This window comes from Aquamicrobium terrae, from assembly GCF_040545735.1.
In the GTDB taxonomy this organism is placed as follows: Bacteria; Pseudomonadota; Alphaproteobacteria; order Rhizobiales; family Rhizobiaceae; genus Mesorhizobium; species Mesorhizobium terrae_A.
Window position 1 is genome coordinate 18,921 of record NZ_JBEPML010000015.1, and the last position, 18,790, is coordinate 37,710.

At 66.6% G+C, this 18,790-nt stretch carries 21 protein-coding genes; 6 read left to right on the forward strand and 15 right to left on the reverse strand.

The genetic code is table 11. From position 1 onward, the window contains the following. Positions 1-3: 3 nt before the first annotated feature. The 4 genes from acuI to ABID37_RS18760 all read left to right on the forward strand — a co-directional run bounded on the left by acuI (position 4) and on the right by ABID37_RS18760 (position 4,738). The gene (acuI, locus tag ABID37_RS18745) at positions 4-993 is read left to right on the forward strand and encodes an acrylyl-CoA reductase (NADPH) (protein WP_354197508.1); all 990 of its coding nucleotides are present in this window, start codon (positions 4-6) and stop codon (positions 991-993) included. Between the two features lie 86 nt (positions 994-1,079). Then, complete coding sequence (locus tag ABID37_RS18750) at positions 1,080-3,374, forward strand: ATP-binding protein (protein ID WP_354197510.1); 2,295 nt, start codon at positions 1,080-1,082, stop codon at positions 3,372-3,374. A gap of 118 nt (positions 3,375-3,492) precedes the next feature. Beyond that, on the forward strand, positions 3,493-4,377 hold the full coding sequence (gene olsB / locus ABID37_RS18755; protein ID WP_354197512.1) for a l-ornithine N(alpha)-acyltransferase: 885 nt from the start codon (positions 3,493-3,495) through the stop codon (positions 4,375-4,377). A gap of 4 nt (positions 4,378-4,381) precedes the next feature. Next, on the forward strand, positions 4,382-4,738 hold the full coding sequence (locus ABID37_RS18760; protein WP_354197514.1) for an MmcQ/YjbR family DNA-binding protein: 357 nt from the start codon (positions 4,382-4,384) through the stop codon (positions 4,736-4,738). A gap of 47 nt (positions 4,739-4,785) precedes the next feature. Here ABID37_RS18760 and ABID37_RS18765 read toward each other — a convergent pair whose 3' ends face one another. Further along, positions 4,786-5,418, reverse strand: coding sequence for a trimeric intracellular cation channel family protein (locus ABID37_RS18765; RefSeq protein ID WP_354197516.1), 633 nt, complete (start codon positions 5,416-5,418; stop codon positions 4,786-4,788). 99 nt (positions 5,419-5,517) lie between these two features. Further along, positions 5,518-6,126: a nucleotide exchange factor GrpE gene (gene grpE, locus ABID37_RS18770; protein WP_354197518.1), complete on the reverse strand. Its 609-nt coding sequence runs from the start codon at positions 6,124-6,126 to the stop codon at positions 5,518-5,520. Positions 6,127-6,342: 216 nt separating this feature from the next. Between grpE and ABID37_RS18775 the strand changes: the two genes are divergently transcribed. Continuing rightward, a complete protein-coding gene (locus ABID37_RS18775) occupies positions 6,343-6,555 on the forward strand; it encodes a hypothetical protein (protein ID WP_354197520.1) in 213 nt (70 codons plus the stop codon). 18 nt (positions 6,556-6,573) lie between these two features. Here ABID37_RS18775 and ABID37_RS18780 read toward each other — a convergent pair whose 3' ends face one another. From ABID37_RS18780 to ABID37_RS18820, 9 genes are all read right to left on the reverse strand, one after another. Continuing rightward, on the reverse strand, positions 6,574-7,110 hold the full coding sequence (locus ABID37_RS18780; protein ID WP_354197522.1) for a DUF934 domain-containing protein: 537 nt from the start codon (positions 7,108-7,110) through the stop codon (positions 6,574-6,576). Next, positions 7,085-7,852, reverse strand: a complete 768-nt coding sequence (locus ABID37_RS18785) for a phosphoadenylyl-sulfate reductase (protein ID WP_354197524.1) — start codon at positions 7,850-7,852, stop codon at positions 7,085-7,087. The genes ABID37_RS18780 and ABID37_RS18785 overlap by 26 nt, the downstream gene beginning before the upstream one ends. After that, on the reverse strand, positions 7,827-9,497 hold the full coding sequence (locus ABID37_RS18790) for a nitrite/sulfite reductase (protein WP_354197526.1): 1,671 nt from the start codon (positions 9,495-9,497) through the stop codon (positions 7,827-7,829). The genes ABID37_RS18785 and ABID37_RS18790 overlap by 26 nt, the downstream gene beginning before the upstream one ends. A 34-nt stretch (positions 9,498-9,531) precedes the next feature. Further along, positions 9,532-9,837 carry a DUF2849 domain-containing protein gene (locus ABID37_RS18795; protein ID WP_354197528.1) on the reverse strand — a complete coding sequence of 102 codons (306 nt, stop codon included), beginning with the start codon at positions 9,835-9,837 and terminating at the stop codon, positions 9,532-9,534. Further along, entirely contained in the window at positions 9,834-11,282 is a 1,449-nt protein-coding gene (gene cysG / locus ABID37_RS18800) for a siroheme synthase CysG (protein WP_354197530.1), read from the reverse strand. The genes ABID37_RS18795 and cysG overlap by 4 nt, the downstream gene beginning before the upstream one ends. A gap of 168 nt (positions 11,283-11,450) precedes the next feature. After that, on the reverse strand, positions 11,451-12,200 hold the full coding sequence (locus ABID37_RS18805) for an SDR family NAD(P)-dependent oxidoreductase (protein WP_354197657.1): 750 nt from the start codon (positions 12,198-12,200) through the stop codon (positions 11,451-11,453). Between the two features lie 84 nt (positions 12,201-12,284). Further along, positions 12,285-13,454 carry an MFS transporter gene (locus ABID37_RS18810; protein WP_354197532.1) on the reverse strand — a complete coding sequence of 390 codons (1,170 nt, stop codon included), beginning with the start codon at positions 13,452-13,454 and terminating at the stop codon, positions 12,285-12,287. Positions 13,455-13,654: 200 nt separating this feature from the next. Next, positions 13,655-15,922 (reverse strand): transglycosylase domain-containing protein, encoded by a 2,268-nt coding sequence (locus tag ABID37_RS18815; protein ID WP_354197534.1) that lies wholly within the window; start codon positions 15,920-15,922, stop codon positions 13,655-13,657. A gap of 206 nt (positions 15,923-16,128) precedes the next feature. After that, positions 16,129-16,578: a universal stress protein gene (locus ABID37_RS18820; protein ID WP_354197536.1), complete on the reverse strand. Its 450-nt coding sequence runs from the start codon at positions 16,576-16,578 to the stop codon at positions 16,129-16,131. A 330-nt stretch (positions 16,579-16,908) separates the two neighbouring features. Between ABID37_RS18820 and ABID37_RS18825 the strand changes: the two genes are divergently transcribed. After that, positions 16,909-17,211 carry a DUF982 domain-containing protein gene (locus tag ABID37_RS18825; RefSeq protein WP_354197538.1) on the forward strand — a complete coding sequence of 101 codons (303 nt, stop codon included), beginning with the start codon at positions 16,909-16,911 and terminating at the stop codon, positions 17,209-17,211. A gap of 81 nt (positions 17,212-17,292) precedes the next feature. Here ABID37_RS18825 and ABID37_RS18830 read toward each other — a convergent pair whose 3' ends face one another. The 4 genes from ABID37_RS18830 to ABID37_RS18845 form a co-directional block, all read right to left on the reverse strand. Then, positions 17,293-17,439 carry a hypothetical protein gene (locus ABID37_RS18830; RefSeq protein WP_354197539.1) on the reverse strand — a complete coding sequence of 49 codons (147 nt, stop codon included), beginning with the start codon at positions 17,437-17,439 and terminating at the stop codon, positions 17,293-17,295. Positions 17,440-17,461: 22 nt separating this feature from the next. Next, on the reverse strand, positions 17,462-17,716 hold the full coding sequence (locus tag ABID37_RS18835; RefSeq protein ID WP_354197541.1) for a GlsB/YeaQ/YmgE family stress response membrane protein: 255 nt from the start codon (positions 17,714-17,716) through the stop codon (positions 17,462-17,464). 146 nt (positions 17,717-17,862) lie between these two features. Beyond that, positions 17,863-18,090, reverse strand: coding sequence for a hypothetical protein (locus ABID37_RS18840; protein WP_354197543.1), 228 nt, complete (start codon positions 18,088-18,090; stop codon positions 17,863-17,865). A 79-nt stretch (positions 18,091-18,169) separates the two neighbouring features. Then, entirely contained in the window at positions 18,170-18,790 is a 621-nt protein-coding gene (locus ABID37_RS18845; protein ID WP_354197545.1) for a ribonuclease D, read from the reverse strand.

Here is an 18,790-nt window from a genome sequence, read left to right on the forward strand (position 1 = left end):
GACATGCCGGAAACCTTCAAGGCCATCCTGATATCGCGCGACGAGGACAAGAACCAGACCGTCGAAGTGACCTCCCTCTCCGAAGCCGACCTCATGGAAGGCGACGTCACCGTGGCCGTGGAAGCGACCACGGTGAACTACAAGGATGGGCTGGCGATCACCGGCAAGGCGCCGGTGGTGCGGCGCTGGCCGCTGGTGCCGGGCATAGACTTCGCCGGCACGGTGCTGTCCTCCGACCATCCCGACTGGCGCAAGGGCGACAAGGTCATCCTCAACGGCTGGGGCGTGGGCGAGGTCCATTACGGGGCCTATGCCGGACGCGCCCGGGTCAGCGGCGACTGGCTGGTGCCGCTGCCGGACGGCATCAGCACCCATGACGCCATGGCGGTCGGCACCGCCGGCTACACGGCCATGCTGTGCGTGATGGCGCTGGAGCGCCACGGCGTCCTGCCGCAGCGCGGGCCGGTCGTCGTCACCGGCGCGGCGGGCGGGGTCGGCTCGGTCGCCGTCTCCATCATGTCCGGGCTCGGCTATCATGTCGTCGCCTCCACCGGCCGCAGCGCCGAGGCGGCTTATCTGCACGAGCTCGGCGCCGCCGAGGTGATCGAGCGCGAGGAATTGTCCGGCCCCGCGCGGCCGCTCGGCAAGGAGCGCTGGGCCGGCGGCATCGATTCCGTCGGCAGCCACACGCTCGCCAATGTGCTGTCCATGACCGCCTATGGCGGCGCCGTGGCCGCCTGCGGGCTGGCCGGCGGCATGGACCTGCCGGCGTCCGTCGCGCCCTTCATCCTGCGCGGCGTCTCCCTGCTCGGCGTCGATTCGGTGATGGCGCCGAAGGAATTGCGGATCGAGGCCTGGCGGCGCATCGCCAGCGACCTCGACCTTGGCAAGCTTTCCGCGCTGTCGCGCACCATCGGCTTCGACGACATCACCGAGGCCGCCCGCGACATCGTGGAAGGCCGGATAAGGGGGCGCGTGGTGGTCGATATGTAGCGCGCTTTGCTCGTTTTTATGCAAACGCTAAAATGCGAGCGATCCGCCGAAATCTTCCCTAACGTGTATCTGCCATGGTTCCCGGCATGGTTGCGGAGATCGCCACGAAACGAACGAACCCGGACGACTGGGGGGCGAAAGCCGCCCGGCTGTTTCCCGCGCCTGTCGGGCCGGCACCTCTGCCGGCGGAACAGCACGCACCGGGGGCTCTTGCCCCGGCGATTCCCAGAGGGCTGGCCTTCGTCACCTATGCGGCTGTCCTGCTGCTGGCCGGGCTTGCGCATCTCACCGGCGCGCCGGTCTTCCTCAGCCTCGGCATATTGGCGGCCGGGCTCAGCGGCCTTTTCCTGCACCAGCATCTCAGGACGAGCGAACGCCGTGCCGAGCGCCAGCATGGCCATGACGTCGCCCTTGCCCGAGCCGAGCTCGAGACGCTCTCCGATCGCATGTGGGAGATGCAGGAAAGCGAGGAGCGCTTCCACGGCCTCATCGACGCTTTGGGCGACCTTGTCGTCCATCGCGACCGTCAGGGCACCATCGTCTATGCCAACAAGGTCTTCGCCAACCTGATCGGCATGGACGTCAACGACCTCACCGGCCTGATGCTTTCCGATCTTGGCGTCGAAGTGGGTGTCGTGCCGGATGCCGCCTTCGCCGACAGCGAGTGCCTCAGTTCCACCGATGTCGCCATCCGCACCGCCGGCGGCCTCCGCTGGTTCTCATGGATCGAACTGTCGGTGCGCGACAAGGACAGCGGCACCGTTTCCCATCGCGCCATCGCCCGCGACATCACCGCCCGCAAGCAGGCCGAGGCCTCGCTGATCTCCGCCCGCGAACGGGCCGAATTCGCCAATCAGGCCAAATCCCGCTTCCTTGCCACCGTGAGCCATGAAATCCGCACGCCCATGAACGGCATCATGGGCATGGCGAGGCTGTTGTCCGACACCAGGCTGTCGCCGGAGCAGCGAACCTATGTCAACGCCGTCTCCACCTCGGCCAGCGCCCTGCTGGCGCTGATCGACGACCTTCTGGATTATTCCAAGATCGAGGCCGGCCGCTTCGACCCGGAGCCGCAGCCCGTGTCGATCCGCGAGCTGGCCGACAACGTCGTGGAGCTTCTGGCCGCCCGTGCCTACGGCAAGAACATCGGCCTCGGCTGCCGCGTCGGCCCCGACGTGCCCCAGATGATCACCGCCGATCCCGGCCGGGTGCGGCAGGTGCTGCTCAACCTGCTCGGCAACGCCATCAAGTTCACCGACGACGGCGGCGTCGCGCTCACCATCACCCGCCAGCGGCATCGCGACATCGACCGCATCCGCTTCAGCGTCGTCGACACCGGCCCGGGCATGCGGCCGGCCGACCTCGAGCGCATCTTCCTCGAATTCGAGCAGGTCGACGGCACCTCGACCCGCAGGCATGGCGGCGCCGGGCTGGGGCTTGCCATTTCCAAGCGCCTCGTCGCGGCCATGGGCGGCACCATCTCGGTGGCGAGCACGCCGGGCAAGGGCACGGAATTCATCTTCGAACTGCCGGCGACCGAGGCGACCGACCCGCCGCACGACAGTGACGACATGCTTGCCGGCCGCAAGGTGGTGATCCTGTCGCCGAACACGGTGGAGGCGGAAGTGATCGCGCAGTCCATCCGCGTTCTCGGCGGCGTCGCCGAGGTGGCCGACACGCCCGCCCGGGCGCTCGCGCTGTCCGCCGATTGCGACACGCTGATGGTGGACGCGGTGCTGGAAAGCGGCGAAGGTCGCCTGCTGCAAAGGCTGCGCAGGGACGGCTTCGCCACCAGCCAGGCCATCACGCTGATCGCCTCGACCGACCGGGGCAAGCTCGCCGAATACCGCGCCAGCGGCTATGTCAGCTTCCTCGCCCGCCCGGTGCGCGGCGAAACCCTGCTTCGGGTACTGATCGCCGGCAGGTCCCTGATGCCGGCCGCACCGCAGCCGCAACAGCCCGACGGAGGCCGCGTCGCCCGCGTCAGCGGCGGCGGGCTCTCGGTGCTGATCGCCGAGGACAACGAGATAAACGCCATGCTGGCCCGCGCCAGCCTCACCAAGGCCGGCCATCGCGTCGAAGTGGTGCGCACGGGCAAGGAGGCAGTGGAAGCGCTGGCGGCGGCCGGCGGCGGCCGGCGCCACGATGTCGTGCTGATGGACCTGCACATGCCGGTGATGGACGGCATGGACGCCATCGCCCACATCCGGCGCCAGGAAGAGGCGCGCGGCCTTGCCCCCATCCCCATCCTGGTGCTGTCGGCCGACAGCCAGGAAAAGACCCGGCACGCCGTGCTCGCCCATGGCGCCACCGGCTTCCTGACCAAGCCGCTCGACCCGCACGCGCTGATCGCCGCCGTGCAGGAGCAGGCCCCAGCGTAAATGGACATGTCAAGACCGGCTTTGTTGCCGATCACGCCATATCACGCTACTGTCACAATCCTGTTGCACCACAATCGTATCCCCGCGCCACGAGGGATGGCTCGAAGGAGAATCGCCCGTGCAGACAGCGATGCCGCAAGGGCAGACCCGGTCGCCCGTTTCATCCGTTTCGGGAACCGCCACCGGGCCGCAGGCGCCGACACTCGCAGCGCCGCTCGGACGAATCGGCAATCTCGAAGTGCGGCTGGCCCGCAACCAAGCCGAAATCGACTACGCGCAGGAAATCCGCTACCGCATCTTCTACGATGAGCTCGGCGCCCGCGGCGGCATGCACCGGTTCGGCGGCCGCGATGCCGACCGCTTCGATCCGCTCTGCGACCATTTGCTGGTGTTCGACAACAGCCTGACCGGCCCGGAGCATCGTCGCATCGTCGGCACCTACCGCCTGCTGCGGCAGGAGAGCGCGGCAGCCGCCGGCGGGTTCTATTCGCAGGACGAATTCGAGTTACAGGCCCTCGTCGCCCGCCACCCGGAGCGCCGCTTCCTCGAACTGGGGCGGTCCTGCGTGCTGCCCGAATACCGCTCGCGGCGCACCATCGAGGCGCTCTGGCAAGGCATCTGGACCTATCTCAACCATTACCGGATCGACGTGATGGTCGGCTGCGCCTCCTTCCCCGGCACCGACCCCGCAACCCATGCCGAGGCGCTGACCTATCTGGCGCACCATTGCCGCACCACGGCCGACTGGGACGTGCGCGCCGTCACCGGCCGCTACCATCCCATGAAGCTGATGCCCCTCGATGCGGTGAACCCCAAGTCGGCCATCGCCGCCATGCCGCCGCTGGTGAAGGGCTATCTGCGCGTCGGCGCCCGCATCGGCGAGGGCTGCGTCATCGACCCCGACTTCGCCACCGTCGACATCTTCGTGGTCATGCCGGTCAAGGAAATCGGCGCCCGCTACATCAGCTATTATGGCGGCGAAGGCCAGGACTACGCGGCCTGAGGCGATGGACGGCGATCTCGCGGCCGTGCTCGGCAGGCTGAAGGCCGCGACAAGCCACCTCCCGCAAGTCCTCGAAACCACATCCTACGGAACGCCCGCGCTCAAGGTCGGCAGGAAGCCACTCGCCCGTGTCAAGGATGCCGCCACCGTCGTGCTGTTCGTCCCCTTCGACGAGAAGGAGATGCTGCTCTCCCTGTCGCCGGACATCTATTTCGAGACCGACCATTACAAGGGCTGGCCGGCATTGCTGGTGAGGATGGACCGCATCGGCGATGAGGAACTGCGCCATCGTCTGGAGCGGATCTGGATGCGACAGGCTCCCGCCAGACTGGTCAAGGCGTGGCAGGCCGCCCGGGCTTAAGGCTTATCGTCATGCCGAAACAGGTTCCCATTTTCGGGCGACATGCTTCAGGGAATGTCCTCCGGCCGTCGTCCGGGCCGGCTCTTGTAGACAGGAATGCGCCAGCCGAAGCGAAGCGCCCCTCCCCTGACGGCCAAAGCGACCACGAAGCCGCCAAGCTGCGAGACGATCGGCGCCAGCCCGGCGAGATCGCAGATCGTATAGACGCCAGCCCCCGCCAGCGCGGCCGTGACATAGACCTCCGGCCGCAGCAGCACCGAGGGCTCCCCGGCCAGCAGGTCGCGAAGGATGCCTCCGAAAGTGGCGGTCAGCATGCCCATGATGATGGCGACGACCGGCGATCCGGTGATCGCCAGCCCCTTGACCGCGCCCATCACCGCAAAGGCGGCGAGACCGACGGCGTCGAGCCACAGAAGCAGCTTGTAGCGCGATTCCACCCGATGCGCGGTGAAGAACACGAGAATGGCGCTGGCGGCGCAGACCAGCACATAATCATGGTTGCCGATCCAGAACACCGGGGTGTTGAGAATGAGGTCGCGGAACGTGCCGCCGCCGATGCCCGTCACGCCGGCAAGGAACAGGAAGCCGATGATGTCGACCTGCTTGCGCGAGGCGGCAAGCGCGCCGGTGGCCGCGAACACCGCGACGCCGGCATAATCGAGGATGGTGACGAGGTTCATGGCAGGCTTCGATCCGATGGCAGGCGGCGGCAACAGTAGCAGCCGCCCGGCAAATCGGAAGGGGACAGGTCCCTTGCCCGCTTCCTTGCTGGACTTGCTTTAGCCCTGCGCGTCCCCGCCGGCCGGCTTGGCCGCCGGCTCCGGTGCCTGTTTCGGCCCGTCCTTGGAGACGCCGACCTTGGCCGGGCGCAGCACGCGCTCGCCGATCGAATAGCCCGGCTGCACGACCTGCACCACCGTGCCGGCAACCACCTGCGGGTTGGGTACTTCGAACAGGGCTTCGTGGAAATTGGGATCGAACTTCTCGCCTTCCGGCACCAGCTTCTTCACGCCGTGCCGCTCCAGCGCCGCCAGCAGGCCGCGCGCGGTGATCTCGACGCCCTCGATCAGGGCCTTGAAGCCGGCATCGCCGGAAGCCTTGGCCTCGGCCGGGATGGCATCGAGCGCACGTTGCAGGTCGTCGGCAACGGTCAGCATGTCGCGGGCGAAATTGGCGATGGAATAGGCGCGCGCATCCTGCACGTCGCGGGCAGCCCGGCGGCGCATGTTCTCCACCTCGGCGGCGGCACGCAGCGCCTTGTCCTTCAGTTCCTCGTTTTCCTTCAGCAGGCGCACAAGCGCCTCGTAGTCGTTCTCGGTGCCTTCGCCGGCGGCTTGCGTGGTCCCGGTCTCGTCGGGCATACGCTCGTCTTTGGCCTGGTCACTCATGGTGGATTTCCATTCTTTCGAAGTTTCGGAGTTGGGCCCGATATCGAGGTTCGACGGCCAAAAATCAAGGGGTTCGCACTGCGGAACGCTTCCGATGGCGTCAACTGCATTTAATTCAAATTTTACCCTGTTCGACGGAGCTGTTTGCAATCGCCCGGCTTTAGGGGAACCATCACCGGATACAGGGAGTTTCGAAACCGGAAGGATTTTGGAACGATGACCCGAACAGGCAAGGAAATGCTGCAGGACCCGGTGCGCCAGAAGCTGGCGACGACGATCCGTCAACAGGTCCGCAGCCATGGGACACGGGGCATATTGCACTCCATGCCGGCGTTCAAAGTCGTCAAGGACGTTCCCGAACACCTGCAAACCCTTCTCGACCGTCTGGAAGCGGTCGAACTGCAAGCGGACGAAGGCTCCGCAAGCTAGACCGCGACAGCCGTGCCGCTAGGACTGCGGCACCCGGCGCCAGGAATAGCTGCCTGTCGCGGCCGCGGGCTTCGCCGCCGGCTGGTAATAGACCGGCAGGCCGCCGACCTCGCCTTTCTCCAGCCGCCGCAGCAGGACCGGATTGGAAATCGCGAATTCGGTGAAGCCGACGCGCAGCATATGGGCAAGCTGGTCGACCAGCACGTCGCCCACTGCGCGCAGCGTTCCCTCGAACCCATGCCGGCCGCGCAGAAGTTGTGCCTTGGAATAACTGCGGCCGTCGGTATAGGCCGGAAAAACCAGCGCAATCAGCTCAACCTCGTCCAGCAGTTCGACGAGGGTGTCGATCTGCTCGCCCGGCTGCACCAGAACGCCCAGCCGCCCGCGATTTCGCGTCCGCTCCTGCGGGTCGAGACCGAGGAAAGCCTGCAAAGGCAGGATGAGCCGGTCGTTGCCGGCCAGCGCCTCTGCCGTTTCGGCATGCGCCCATTCGTCCTCGCGGAACCCTTCGGGAGTCCACAGGCGGATTTCAGGCGCCGGTTTCTCTTCGCTCATCATGTCTTTCCTGGCTCAGGGACTGTTCCAGTCCCGCAAGATGAATGCCGCATTCGGTCTTGGCCTGACCGGCCCAGCGTCCGCTGCGCGCGTCCTGTCCCTGCTCCACGGGCCGGGTGCAGGGAAAGCAGCCTATGGACAGGTAGCCATAGGCGACCAGCGGGTTTTCCCGAAGCGCATGGGCCCGCATATAGTCGGCCAGATCGGCCGTGGTCCAATGCGCCAGCGGGTTGATGCGCACGCGCGGTCCCACCGCCTCGAACACCGGCAGCGCGGTCCGCGTTTGCGCCTGATGGCGCTTGCGGCCAGTGAACCACGCCCGGAACGGCTCGACGCCGCGCGCCATCGGCTCCACCTTGCGCACATGGCAGCAGGCTTCCACGTCGCTTTCATGCAGCCGCCCGCCCGGATCGACCCGCTCCAGTGCTGCCGCTTCCGGGTGGACCACCCTGATGTCGGTCAGGCCGAAATCGTCGGCAAGCGCGTCGCGATAGCTCAGCGTCTCCTCGAAATGCTTGCCGGTGTCGAGGAAGACGACCGGCAGATGCCGGTCCACCTGGGCGATGAGATGCAGCAGCACCGCCGAATCCGCCCCGAAGGACGAGACGGCCGCGATCTCTCCCGCAAACAGATCACTTGCCGCAAGCTCGATGACACGGGCGGCGGAAAGCTGCCCGTGTCGTGCTTCGAGGGATGCGGCGTCCCGTGCCCTCACCTCAGGCCGCCTTGGCCTCGGCTCCATAGAGAGCCTCCTTGAACGGCGCGGCGCCGAGCCGGCGATAGACGTCGAGGAACCGCTCCGAACGGTCGCTGCGGATCGCCAGATAGGTCTCGACCAGCGTCTCGATCGCATCGACGATCTCGTCGGGTCCGAACCCGCGCCCGATGATCTCGCCGATGGCCGCGTTCTCGTCGGCGGCGCCGCCGAGCGTGACCTGATAGAGTTCGGCGCCCTTCTTTTCGACGCCGAGAATGCCGATGTGCCCGACATGGTGATGTCCGCAGGCGTTGATGCAGCCCGAGATGTTGAGCTTCAACTCGCCGATGTCGCGCTGGCGCTCCAGCGAGGCGAAGCGCAGCGCAATCTGCTGGGCGACAGGGATGGAGCGCGCATTGGCCAGCGTGCAGTAGTCGAGGCCGGGGCAGGCGATGATGTCGCTGATGAGGTCGATATTGGCCGTGGCCAGCCCGATCTCCACCAGCGCATCATACACCGCCTTGAGGTCGGCGCGCGCGACATGCGGCAGCACCAGGTTCTGCTCGTGGGATACCCGGATCTCGTCGAAGGCATATCGCTCGGCAAGGTCGGCAACCGCGTCCATCTGGCTGTCGCTCATGTCGCCGGGGGTTTCGCCGATGTTCTTGAGCGAAATCGTCACCGCCGCGTAATCGGGGTGATGGTGGGTGGTGACGTTGCGGTTGAGCCAGTCGGAGAAGCTTCTGGAATCCAGCCTGGCAAGCCGCACCGCCTCGTCGCCTTCCGGCCTGTCCACCAGCGGCGGCGGCGCGAAATAGGCGTTGATGGCGTCGATATCGGCCTGCGGCAGCTTGAGGTCGCCGTCCTTCAGCGTTTCCCATTCGGCCTCGACCTGGCGGGCAAATTCCTGCGCGCCCATTTCATGGACGAGGATCTTGATGCGCGCCTTCCACTTGTTGTCGCGGCGGCCGTGCAGATTGTAGACGCGCATGATCGCCGTCACATAGGACAACAGGTGCTGGCGGGGCAGGAAGTCGCGGATCTTCTTGGCCAGCAGCGGCGTGCGGCCCTGGCCGCCGCCCACCCACACGGTGAAGCCGAGTTCTCCCGCCTCGTTCCGCTTGAGGTGCAGGCCGATGTCGTAGGTCTGGATGGCGGCGCGGTCGCGGTTGGACCCCGTCAGCGCGATCTTGAACTTGCGCGGCAAGTAGCTGAATTCCGGATGCACCGACGACCATTGCCGCATGATCTCGGCATAGGGGCGCGGGTCGGCAACCTCGTCGGCGGCCGCTCCGGCGAAATGGTCGGCGCTGATGTTGCGAATGCAATTGCCGCTCGTCTGCAACGCATGCATCTCCACCGAGGCGAGATCGGCAAGGGCCGCCGGAATGTCGGACAGGGCCGGCCAGTGGAACTGGATGTTCTGGCGCGTGGTGAAATGCCCGTAGCCCTTGTCGTAGGTGCGCGCGATATGGGCGAGCATCCGCATCTGGCGCGAGGAAAGCGTGCCGTAGGGAATGGCGACGCGCAGCATGTAGGCATGGAGTTGCAGATAGACGCCGTTCATCAGGCGCAACGGGCGGAACTGCTCCTCCGTCAGCTCACCGGCAAGCCGGCGCTCGACCTGATCGCTGAACTGGGCGACGCGGGCCTGCACGAAGGCATGGTCGAATTCGTCGTAACGGTACATGTTGCTTCTCCGGGCGTGCGCGGCCGCCTGCCTGTCAGGCCGCTCGGGACAATTGGGTTCGGGCCTGCTTGCCGAGGTCGTTGCGGATGGTGGGGCCGGCGGCGCGGATGCGCTCGCGCAGGCGCTTCGGGCGGATGGCGCCGTCGACCACCTCGATGTCGATGAGGGCGAGATCGAGGATCAGGTTGGCGGCCATCGCCTGCTTGCCGAGCGCCTCCAGCCGGGCCTCCTCGGCCGGGTCGACGACGATCTCGGCACCGTCGATCGTCTCGATCCACTGGCCGTTGCCGTACCAGACGACCTCGCCGTCGACCAGGCGGTTGGCGGTCATGATCTTCATGCGTGCGATCCCTCGAAAATGCGTTCCACGGCAAGGTTTCTATGCGCTGCAAGCGGCTCGGAGCGGTCGAAGCGGGCACCCGCCACGGCATCGCCGATGATGGTCATCACCGGCCCGGTCAGGTCATGGCGCTGCTCCAGCGCCGGCAGGTCGGCCAGCGTGCCGTGAAAGCGGCGGCGCTCGGCCAGGCTTGCATTCTCGACCACGGCAACCGCCGTGTCCGGCGGCAGGCCGGCCTCGATCAGGCGGCCGGCGACTTCCGCCGCGACCGAGCGGCCCATGTAGACGGCCACCGTCGCGCCCGAGATGGCGAGCTTCGCCCAGTCCGGCAGCGAACCGCCCTTCAGGTCATGGCCGGTGGTGAACACCATGGACGAGGTGACGCCGCGCAGCGTCAGCGGCAGTTCGAAATCGGCGGCGGCGGCAAAGGCGGCGGTCACGCCCGGCACCACCTCGTAGGAGATGCCGGCATCGCGAAGCGCCGCCATTTCCTCGCCGGCCCGGCCGAACACCAGCGGATCGCCGCTCTTGAGGCGCACGACCCGCCTGCCCTCGCGGCCGAGCGCGACCAGCAGCGCATTGATCTCGGCCTGCGTCTTGGAATGGCAGCCCTTGCGCTTGCCCACCGCAACGCGCTCGGCATCGCGGCGGCCCATGGCGACCACGGCCTCGGGCACCAGCGCGTCATAAAGGATGACGTCGGCCTCCATCAGGAGCCGCTGCGCCCTGAGCGTCAGAAGGTCTTCCGCCCCCGGCCCTGCCCCGACCAGCGCGACGTGGCCGAAGGCGCGCTCCGGATTGGCAAGCAGCCCGGATGCGGCCTCATGGCCGGCCGCTATGTCGCCACCGGCGACGGCCCGGGCCGGCGCGCCCTCGAAGAACTCGCGCCAGAACCGGCGGCGCGGCGCGCCCTTGGGCAGCAGGCGCTCGGCCGCCTCGCGAAAGCTGACGGCCAGCGCGGCCAGCGAGCCCAGCGACGGCGGCAGCATGCGATCGATGCGCGACCGGATCATCTGGGCAAGCACCGGCCCGGCGCCCTCGGTTCCGATGGCAACCGCGACCGGGGCGCGATTGACCAGCGCCGGGGTGAAGAAATCGCACAGTTCCGGCCGGTCGACGGCGTTGGCCTTGATGCCGAGCGCACGCGCGTCTTCCACGACGCGCCGATCCAGCCCCTCCTCGCCACTGGCGGCGAAGGCCAGGACGGCGCCCTCCAGATGGTCGCGCGCATAGGCCTGCGCGACATGCGCCGCGCCGTTGGCCGCGATCCAGGAAAGCAGTTCGGGGGAAGCTTCGGGCGCGATGATGCGCAGCCTGGCCGACGACTGGCCGAGCAGCCGGGCCTTGGCCAGCGCCTCCTCGCCGTCGCCGACGATGACGATCGCCTCGTCTTCGACGCGCATGAAGACGGGAAAAGCGTTCAGCTTGGGAAGATCGTGCGGCATCGCGGTAAAACCCTGTACAGGCTTGCATTTCTAGCCTGACAGGAGGATGCCGCGAAGAAACGGGCTCGCGCTGCCCTCGGCGGCAGGCAATATTTTTTGCCCGACCGCCATGGGGAGAAGAAAATCATTCCAGCGGGGCAAAAAATCCCTGTGGTCACACCCGCAGGGTCAGACGTGCTGGCCGCCATTGATGTGGATCTCGGAGCCGGTCACATAGGAGGACTGGCCCGAGCACAGGAAGAAGATGATGTCGGCCACTTCCGCCGTGGTGCCCAGCCGGCGCATCGGGATGGTCTCGACGATCTTCTCCGTGCCCGGCGACAGGATGGCGGTGTCGATCTCGCCGGGCGCGATGGCATTGACGCGGATGCCGTGCGGGCCGAAATCATGCGCCATCTCGCGCGTCAGCGAGCCGAGCGCGGCCTTGGACGTGGCATAGGCCGTTCCGGCGAAGGGATGCACGCGCGAGCCGGCGATCGAGGTGACGTTGACCACCGAGCCCTTGGCCGCCGCCAGTTCCTTGAACAGGCCGCGCGCCAGCATGATCGGCGCGAAGAAATTCACCTGGAAGACGTCGCGCCACACATGCATGGGCGTCTCGAGCGAATTCATGCGCTGGCTGCCCGGCAGCTTGGGCGAGATGCCGGCATTGTTGACCAGCGCATTGAGCTGGCCGCCATGGCTTTCCAGCCGGTGGCGGATTTCGGACACCGCAACGCCGACATCCTCCGGGTCGGCCAGATCGACCTTGATGTGGTCCTCGGGCCCGGCCGGCCACGGGCAATTCTCGGAAAAGGCCTGCCGCGAACAGGTGATGACGCGCCATCCCTCCATCGAGAAGCGCTTCACCGTGGCGTGACCGATGCCGCGGCTGGCACCGGTCAGCACGATGGTCTTTCTGCTGTCTGTCTGGGTCATGGCAAAGATCGGCTCGTTGTTAGGTGTCAAGACATCTATCCGAACCGGAAGCCCGTGGCGAGTGCCCCGGCATCACGTCGGGCATCATGTCCCGGCCGCACCCCGCACCGTGCCCCGCCGTGCGGTCAGATGGAAGGCCGCCGCCGCGAAGACGACCGCCAGCGCCGCCAGCACCGCACCTGCCAGAGGCAGAGCCGCAAGCGGCATGGTTTCAAGCGCCACGCCGCCAGCCGCCGTGCCGAACCCCACCCCGATATGCATGGCCGACAGGTTCAGGCTGACACCGGCCCCCGCCGTCCCGGCATCTGTGGTCATGAGGAAATTCTGCACTACCGGCGAAATCATCCAGCTTATGCAGGCCCACACCATCATGGCCGGGAAGAACAGCGCCGGCCTGCCGACGAACAGCGGGATCGCAACCAGCGCGAGCAGATAGGCGAGCGGGGTGCACAGAAGCGCGGCGCGCGGCGCCAGCCGGTCGGACAGCAGGCCCCCGAGATAGCCGCCGGAAACGCCCGCAACGCCGAAGGCGAGGAAGGCAAGGACCAGCCCGTCCCCCGCCACGCCGACCACAGTGGCGACATAGGGCGCCAGATAGGCGAACAGCACGAAATGCCCGCCGATCATCAGGATCGAGACCAGTTGCGCGCTGGCCAGCGGCACCGACGACAGGTGCCGCCTGTAGCCGCCGCCTCGCCGGGAAAGGACATCGGAAGCCGGAACGGCCAGGTGGCAGGCGGCCAGCACGGCCGCGGCCAGAAGGGCGAGAGCGACAAACACGGCACGCCAGCCGAACAGGCCGCACACCACCATGCCGGCCGGCACGCCGAGCACCAGCGAGCCGCTGATGCCCATGAAGATCATGCCGATGGCGCGGCCGCGCAGGCCGGGCGGCGCGCTTTCCGTCGCCAGCAGGGTGGCGACGAGGCATACCGTGGCGCTGGCGGCCGCCATGGCGATGCGCGCGGCAAACAGCACCCAGATGTTGCCGGCCAGCGCCGCCACCAGGCTGCTGGCGATGAACAGGAGGAGCGCGGCGCACAGAAGGCGCTTGCGCGGAACATGCCTGGTCAGCACCAGCGCCAGCGGCGCCGTCACCGCGAAGGTGACGGAGAAGACGGAGGTGAGTTGCCCCGCCAGCCCGATCGGCACATCCAGATGGCCGGCGATATCCGGCAGGATGCCGATGACGATGTTCTCGGCGGTTCCGGTGGCGAAGGTCGCCAATGTAAGAAGGTAGATTGCAAGGCCCATCCGGTCTCTCCCATGCACGGCGCTGCCATGCACGGGAAGCCGGGCTTGGCCTCCGGACACGACAGGGCGTCGAACGTCCGGGTTTCGAGGCTGGGCTTCGGTTATCCCGAGGACCTTTCGTGGCTGCACGAAAGGTTCCAGGACCAAGCAGTATCACGCCGGCTGCACCCGGGGAAGAGGCGCGCGGCAGCCGTGCCGGTTCAGCCGCCGGTCAGAATGTCGAGGATGGAGGTGGTGCCCTTCTTCATCGGACCGCCGACATCGCCCGGCGGCACCGGGCGCTTGATCGACGCCGTCGATCCGCCATCGGAAGGCATGGCGGGCCTGCCGCCACCGGCGACCGGAACGGACGGGCGCGGAACGGCGGCCGGCGCAGGCGCCGCCGGCTGCGGCGCGGGATTTGCAGACCGGCCGACCGCGGCCGGGGGCATGGCGATCGGCGCATCCTGCACGGGCGCCGGCTGCGACGGTTGCCAGCCTGGCTGCCACCCGCCGGGCAGGCGCGCCACCGGCACCCCTTCATGCGCGGCCACCATGAATTCGTGCCAAGCCTGCGCCGGCAGCGCGCCGCCCGTCACCTTCTTCATCGGCCGGGCGTCGTCGTTGCCGAACCACACCCCGGTGGTGAGATTGGCAGTGTAGCCGACGAACCATGCATCGCGGGAGTTCTGGCTGGTGCCGGTCTTGCCGGCCGAGGGCCAGGCGAAGGCCGCCTTGCGCGCCGTGCCGGCCTCCACCGTGCCCGCCATCATCGCATTCATCATGCCGACGATCTCCGGCTTCAGCACGCGCGGCGCCGAACCGCCATTGTATTCATAGAGCACCTTGCCCTTGACGGTCGTCACCCGGCGCACGAAATGCACCTGCGGACGGTAGCCGCCATTGGCGAAGGGCACATAGGCCGCCGTCAGCTCCAGCGGCGTCACCTCCGACGTGCCGAGCGAGATCGAGACGTTCTTTTGCAGGTCGGACTGGATGCCCATGCGGTTGGCGACCTCGATCACCGCCTCCGGCCCCACCTCCATGGTAAGCTGGGCCGCCACCGAATTCAGCGACTTGGCAAGCGCCGTCGCCAGCGTGACCTTGCCGTAGTATTTGCCGCCATAGTTCACGGGCTTCCACTTGCCGATCTGGATCGGCGCGTCGTTGCGCACGCTGTCGGGCGTGCGTCCGGCTTCCAGCGCCGCCGCATAGACGAACGGCTTGAAGGCCGAGCCCGGCTGGCGGCGCGCCTCGGAGGCGCGGTCGAACTGGCTGGTCGAATAGTCGTAGCCGCCGACCATGGCCCGCACCGCGCCGGAATTGTCGATCGACACCAGCGCACCCTGGCTGACGTCGAGCGTCTTGCCGTTCTCGTCGATCAGCCGGCGGATCGAGCGCTCGGCCAGCTTCTGGAGGTCGAGGTCGATGGTGGTGTCGACGATGATGTCGCCCTGCACCTCGCCGATGAGGGCCGGCAGTTCCTCCATCACCGTGTCGGCGACGTAGTTCTCCGATCCGGTCCAGTAAGACGGCACGCGCGCCGCCGGCGCGCTCATGGCATGCGCCACCTCGCGGGAGCTTACCAGCCCCTCGTCCTGCATGGCGGCCAGCACGAGCTGCGAACGCTCTTCCGCCGCCTTCGGATCGCGGGCCGGCGAAAGCCGTGACGGGGCCTTGAGCAGCCCGGCAAGAAGCGCAGCTTCGGACAGGCTCACATCGCGGGCGCTCTTGCCGAAATAGCGGCGCGACGCAGCCTCCACGCCATAGGCGCCCGAGCCGAAATAGACCCGGTTGAGATACATCGCCAGGATCTCGTCCTTGGTGTGCTTGTGCTCCAGCCACAGGGCGAGCAGCACCTCCTGCACCTTGCGCTCCAGCGTGCGGTCCGGTTTCAGGAACAGGTTCTTGGCGAGCTGCTGGGTGAGCGTCGAGCCGCCCTGCGTGAAGCGGCCATGCATGATATTGGTGACCATGGCGCGGGCCAGGCCGATCGGGTCGAAGCCGAAATGCGAATAGAACCTGCGGTCCTCGATGGCGATGACCGCCTTCGGGATATAGGCCGACATTTCCGACAGGCGCACCGCTTCGCCACCGCTCATGCCGCGATTGGCGATGAGGCGACCGTCCACCGATACGAGCTTGATGTTGGGCGCCCGGTCGGGGATCGACCATGTCGTGGCAGCGGGCATCTTGGCGCCGTAATAGACGACCATGCCGGCGGCGGCGATGCCGCCCCAGATGGCCAGCACGAAGCCCCAGTAGACCAGCCGCGTGAGAAGGCCGAACAGCCCGCGCCGCTTGCGCCGACCGCCACGGACGGTCCTGCCGCCGCCGGACCTGCGCGCGTTTGCGGGCTTGCGACTGCGTGACTTACGGCTTGAGGGCACGACACGATCCTCCTCGTGCACGGCAAAACCCGCCACCGACGCGTCGCGCGCCGGCTCGTCGAAACTCGGTTCGATGCGTCTGTTCTTGCGGTTCGCCATGCGCGATGCCGTATCTTCCCCAGCCAATGGCGATGGGGTGAAGGCTAGACATGGCGATTTAAGGGCGGGTTAACTTCGCCGCCTTGCCGAAAAGTGGAAAAGACCGCCGCTCAGGTCATCGGCAGGATAAGGCAACGGCCATTCGGAAAGCCGTCGCCGTATTTGCGCCACGACGCCGGGCAGCAGGCGTCGTGGCATAAAGGATATCAGCGCACGACCAGCACCGGCACCTTGGAGTGGGTCAGCACTTCCACGGTCTGGCTGCCGAGCAGCAGGCGGCCGAGGCCGCGCCGGCCATGCGAGGCCATGACGATCAGGTTGCTGCCATGCTCTTCGGCGACTTCGATGATGGCGTCGGCCGGCCAGCGATCTGCGACATGGACGACCTTGGCCTCGACCCCCATCTTCTCGGCGGCCGCACGCGCCTTCTCCAGAAGGCCGCCGGCGAATTCCTTCTGGCCTTCTTCATAGCGCGAAATGTCGTTGGGTCCGGCCACCCAGCCGGAAGCGGTGGCGCCCGCGGCGATGGGGAAGGGTTCGGTGACCATCACGAAGATGACCTTGGCCGACAGCGCCTTGGCCAGCGAGAGCCCATGATCGATGCCCTTCTGGGCCAGTTCGGATCCGTCGGTGGCGATGAGGATATGGGAATACATGGTGCGTCCTCTTGTTGTGTCGGGTTCAAGGAAACCAGAGCCGGAGACGGCCTGCAAGTGGATGTGGCCGAACCGACAATGATCAAGCCGGCCGTCGCGCAAACCGCGCTCCGCCTGTATCCTGTTCGCATGGAGGTGCCTGCACCACCTTGACGCAGGTCAATCGGCTCACCGAAGGCCGGGTTTCCAGCATTTGCGGCAGCGCAACAGCCGCCCTTTCCGCAACGTAATATTTATTTGCCGTAAGGCTTTGTGAGCGGGGAACCGGATGTATATTTCTGCGTTTAGGGTAAATTCTCCACCAGTGTTCGATGTCGAGGGAGGTTGCCGATGGATCGCCTGCAGTTCTTCTCGTCTGTCCGCGTCTCGCGGGGTCGTGGCCAGCCCGTCCAGGACATCGAAAATGTCGCCGAGGCGCTTGCCTTCCTGCGCGAATGGCCCGTCGGGCGACGCGGTCCGGTCTATCGTTGCGCGCTGAACTGCTGTGCGGCGGCGATGGCGGCGCAGATGAGCGCGGAAGAAGCACGCAAGTCCTTTGCCGGCTTCGCACGCATCACCGGATTGCTGGTCGACAGCGGCCCCTCGCCCCTCGTGGCGGCCACGCGCTCGACCCAGCGCCGCACCGCCACCTGACCGTGCGGACGTAAAGCAGGACATTTTCTGGAAAGTCGCAAGGAAACTGCCCGGCAGTTCATCACCACCGGGCAGGAAGGTTCAGTTCTGCTCGACTGACACGCCGCCTTCATCGATTTTAAGCTCGATGCCGCTTGGCTTCGATTCCTCACGATAAACGTAGACACCCAACCCGATCACCACGACGACAAGCGCGCCGATGAGGAGATAAAGCGTATTCTTGTTCATAGGCACGCTCTCTCGGTCGGTCTCAGGCTGTCTTCACGAGGCGGATGAGCAGCAGCAGGATCACCGCGCCGATCACCGCATTGATGATGGCGCCGATAATGTCGCCGCCGATGTAAAGGCCGATCCGCGGCAACAGCCACCCGGCGATGAGCGCGCCGACAATGCCCACCACGATATTGCCGAGCAGGCCGAAGCCATACCCCTTGACGATCAGGCCGGCGAGCCAGCCCGCGATCGCACCGACAATGAGAAAGATGATAAGACCTTCCACACCCATGACATTCCCTCCATGAGAAATGGCCGAGTCGGAGCGTCTCGCCCCGAATCAACCTCGGGTTTCAACAAATGCAGGGTATGGGAATATGCACACCGCCGCCACCCGTTACATTGGGCGCGGTTGCAGGCCGTCAAGCCTTGGCGAGGCTATTCTTCCTCGTCAGTCTCATCCGCCTCGTCATCGGCGGTTTCCGGGCGCCAGCTCGTCGGCTCGATCTTCTTCTGGGTTTTCGAATCCGTATAGGCCCACCATGCCTGATCCCCGGCATCCCAGCGGGCGACGGATTCGTTCATCACCCCGTCGCTGTCGGTCCAGTAGACGGTGACGCGCGAACCGTCCTTCGGTGCGGTGGAGATCGGTTCACGCTCGGCCATGGTCCATCCTTTTCTGCTGCCCTGTCCTTAAGGGCGGTGACGGAACTGCAACGCGCTCCGTCACCTGCCGGTTCCAGCCTCAGCTATGGGCGAAGATGTCGGTTTCTTCCCAGCCCATCAGGTCGAGCCTTGCGCGCGTCGGCAGGAAGCGGAAGCAGGCTTCGGCCTCGCGAACGCGGCCATCGCGCGCCAGCCGCCCCGCCAGCACGTCGCGCAGGCGGTGGAGGTAGAGCACGTCGGATGCGGCATATTCGAGCTGTTCGGACGACAGCATCTCTGCCGCCCAGTCCGACGACTGCTGCTGCTTCGACAGGCTGACGCCCAGCAGCTCGTTGCAGATGTCCTTCAACCCGTGGCGGTCGGTGTAGGTGCGGGTGAGCCGCGAGGCGATCTTGGTGCAGAACACCGGCTCGGGCATGACCCCGAAAGCGTTGTAGAGCACCGCCAGGTCGAAGCGGGCATAGTGGAACAGCTTCGTCACCTTGGCGTCGCGCAACAGGCCGACGAGGTTCGGCGCCTCCTTCTGGCCGGCCGCGATCTGGATCACGTCGGCCGTGCCGTCGCCCGGCGAGATCTGCACCACGCACAGACGGTCGCGATGCGGATTGAGGCCCAGCGTCTCGGTGTCGATGGCGACCGCATCGACGTCGTAATGGGCGAGATCGGGCAGATCGCCCTTGTGAAAGCGGATATTGCTCAT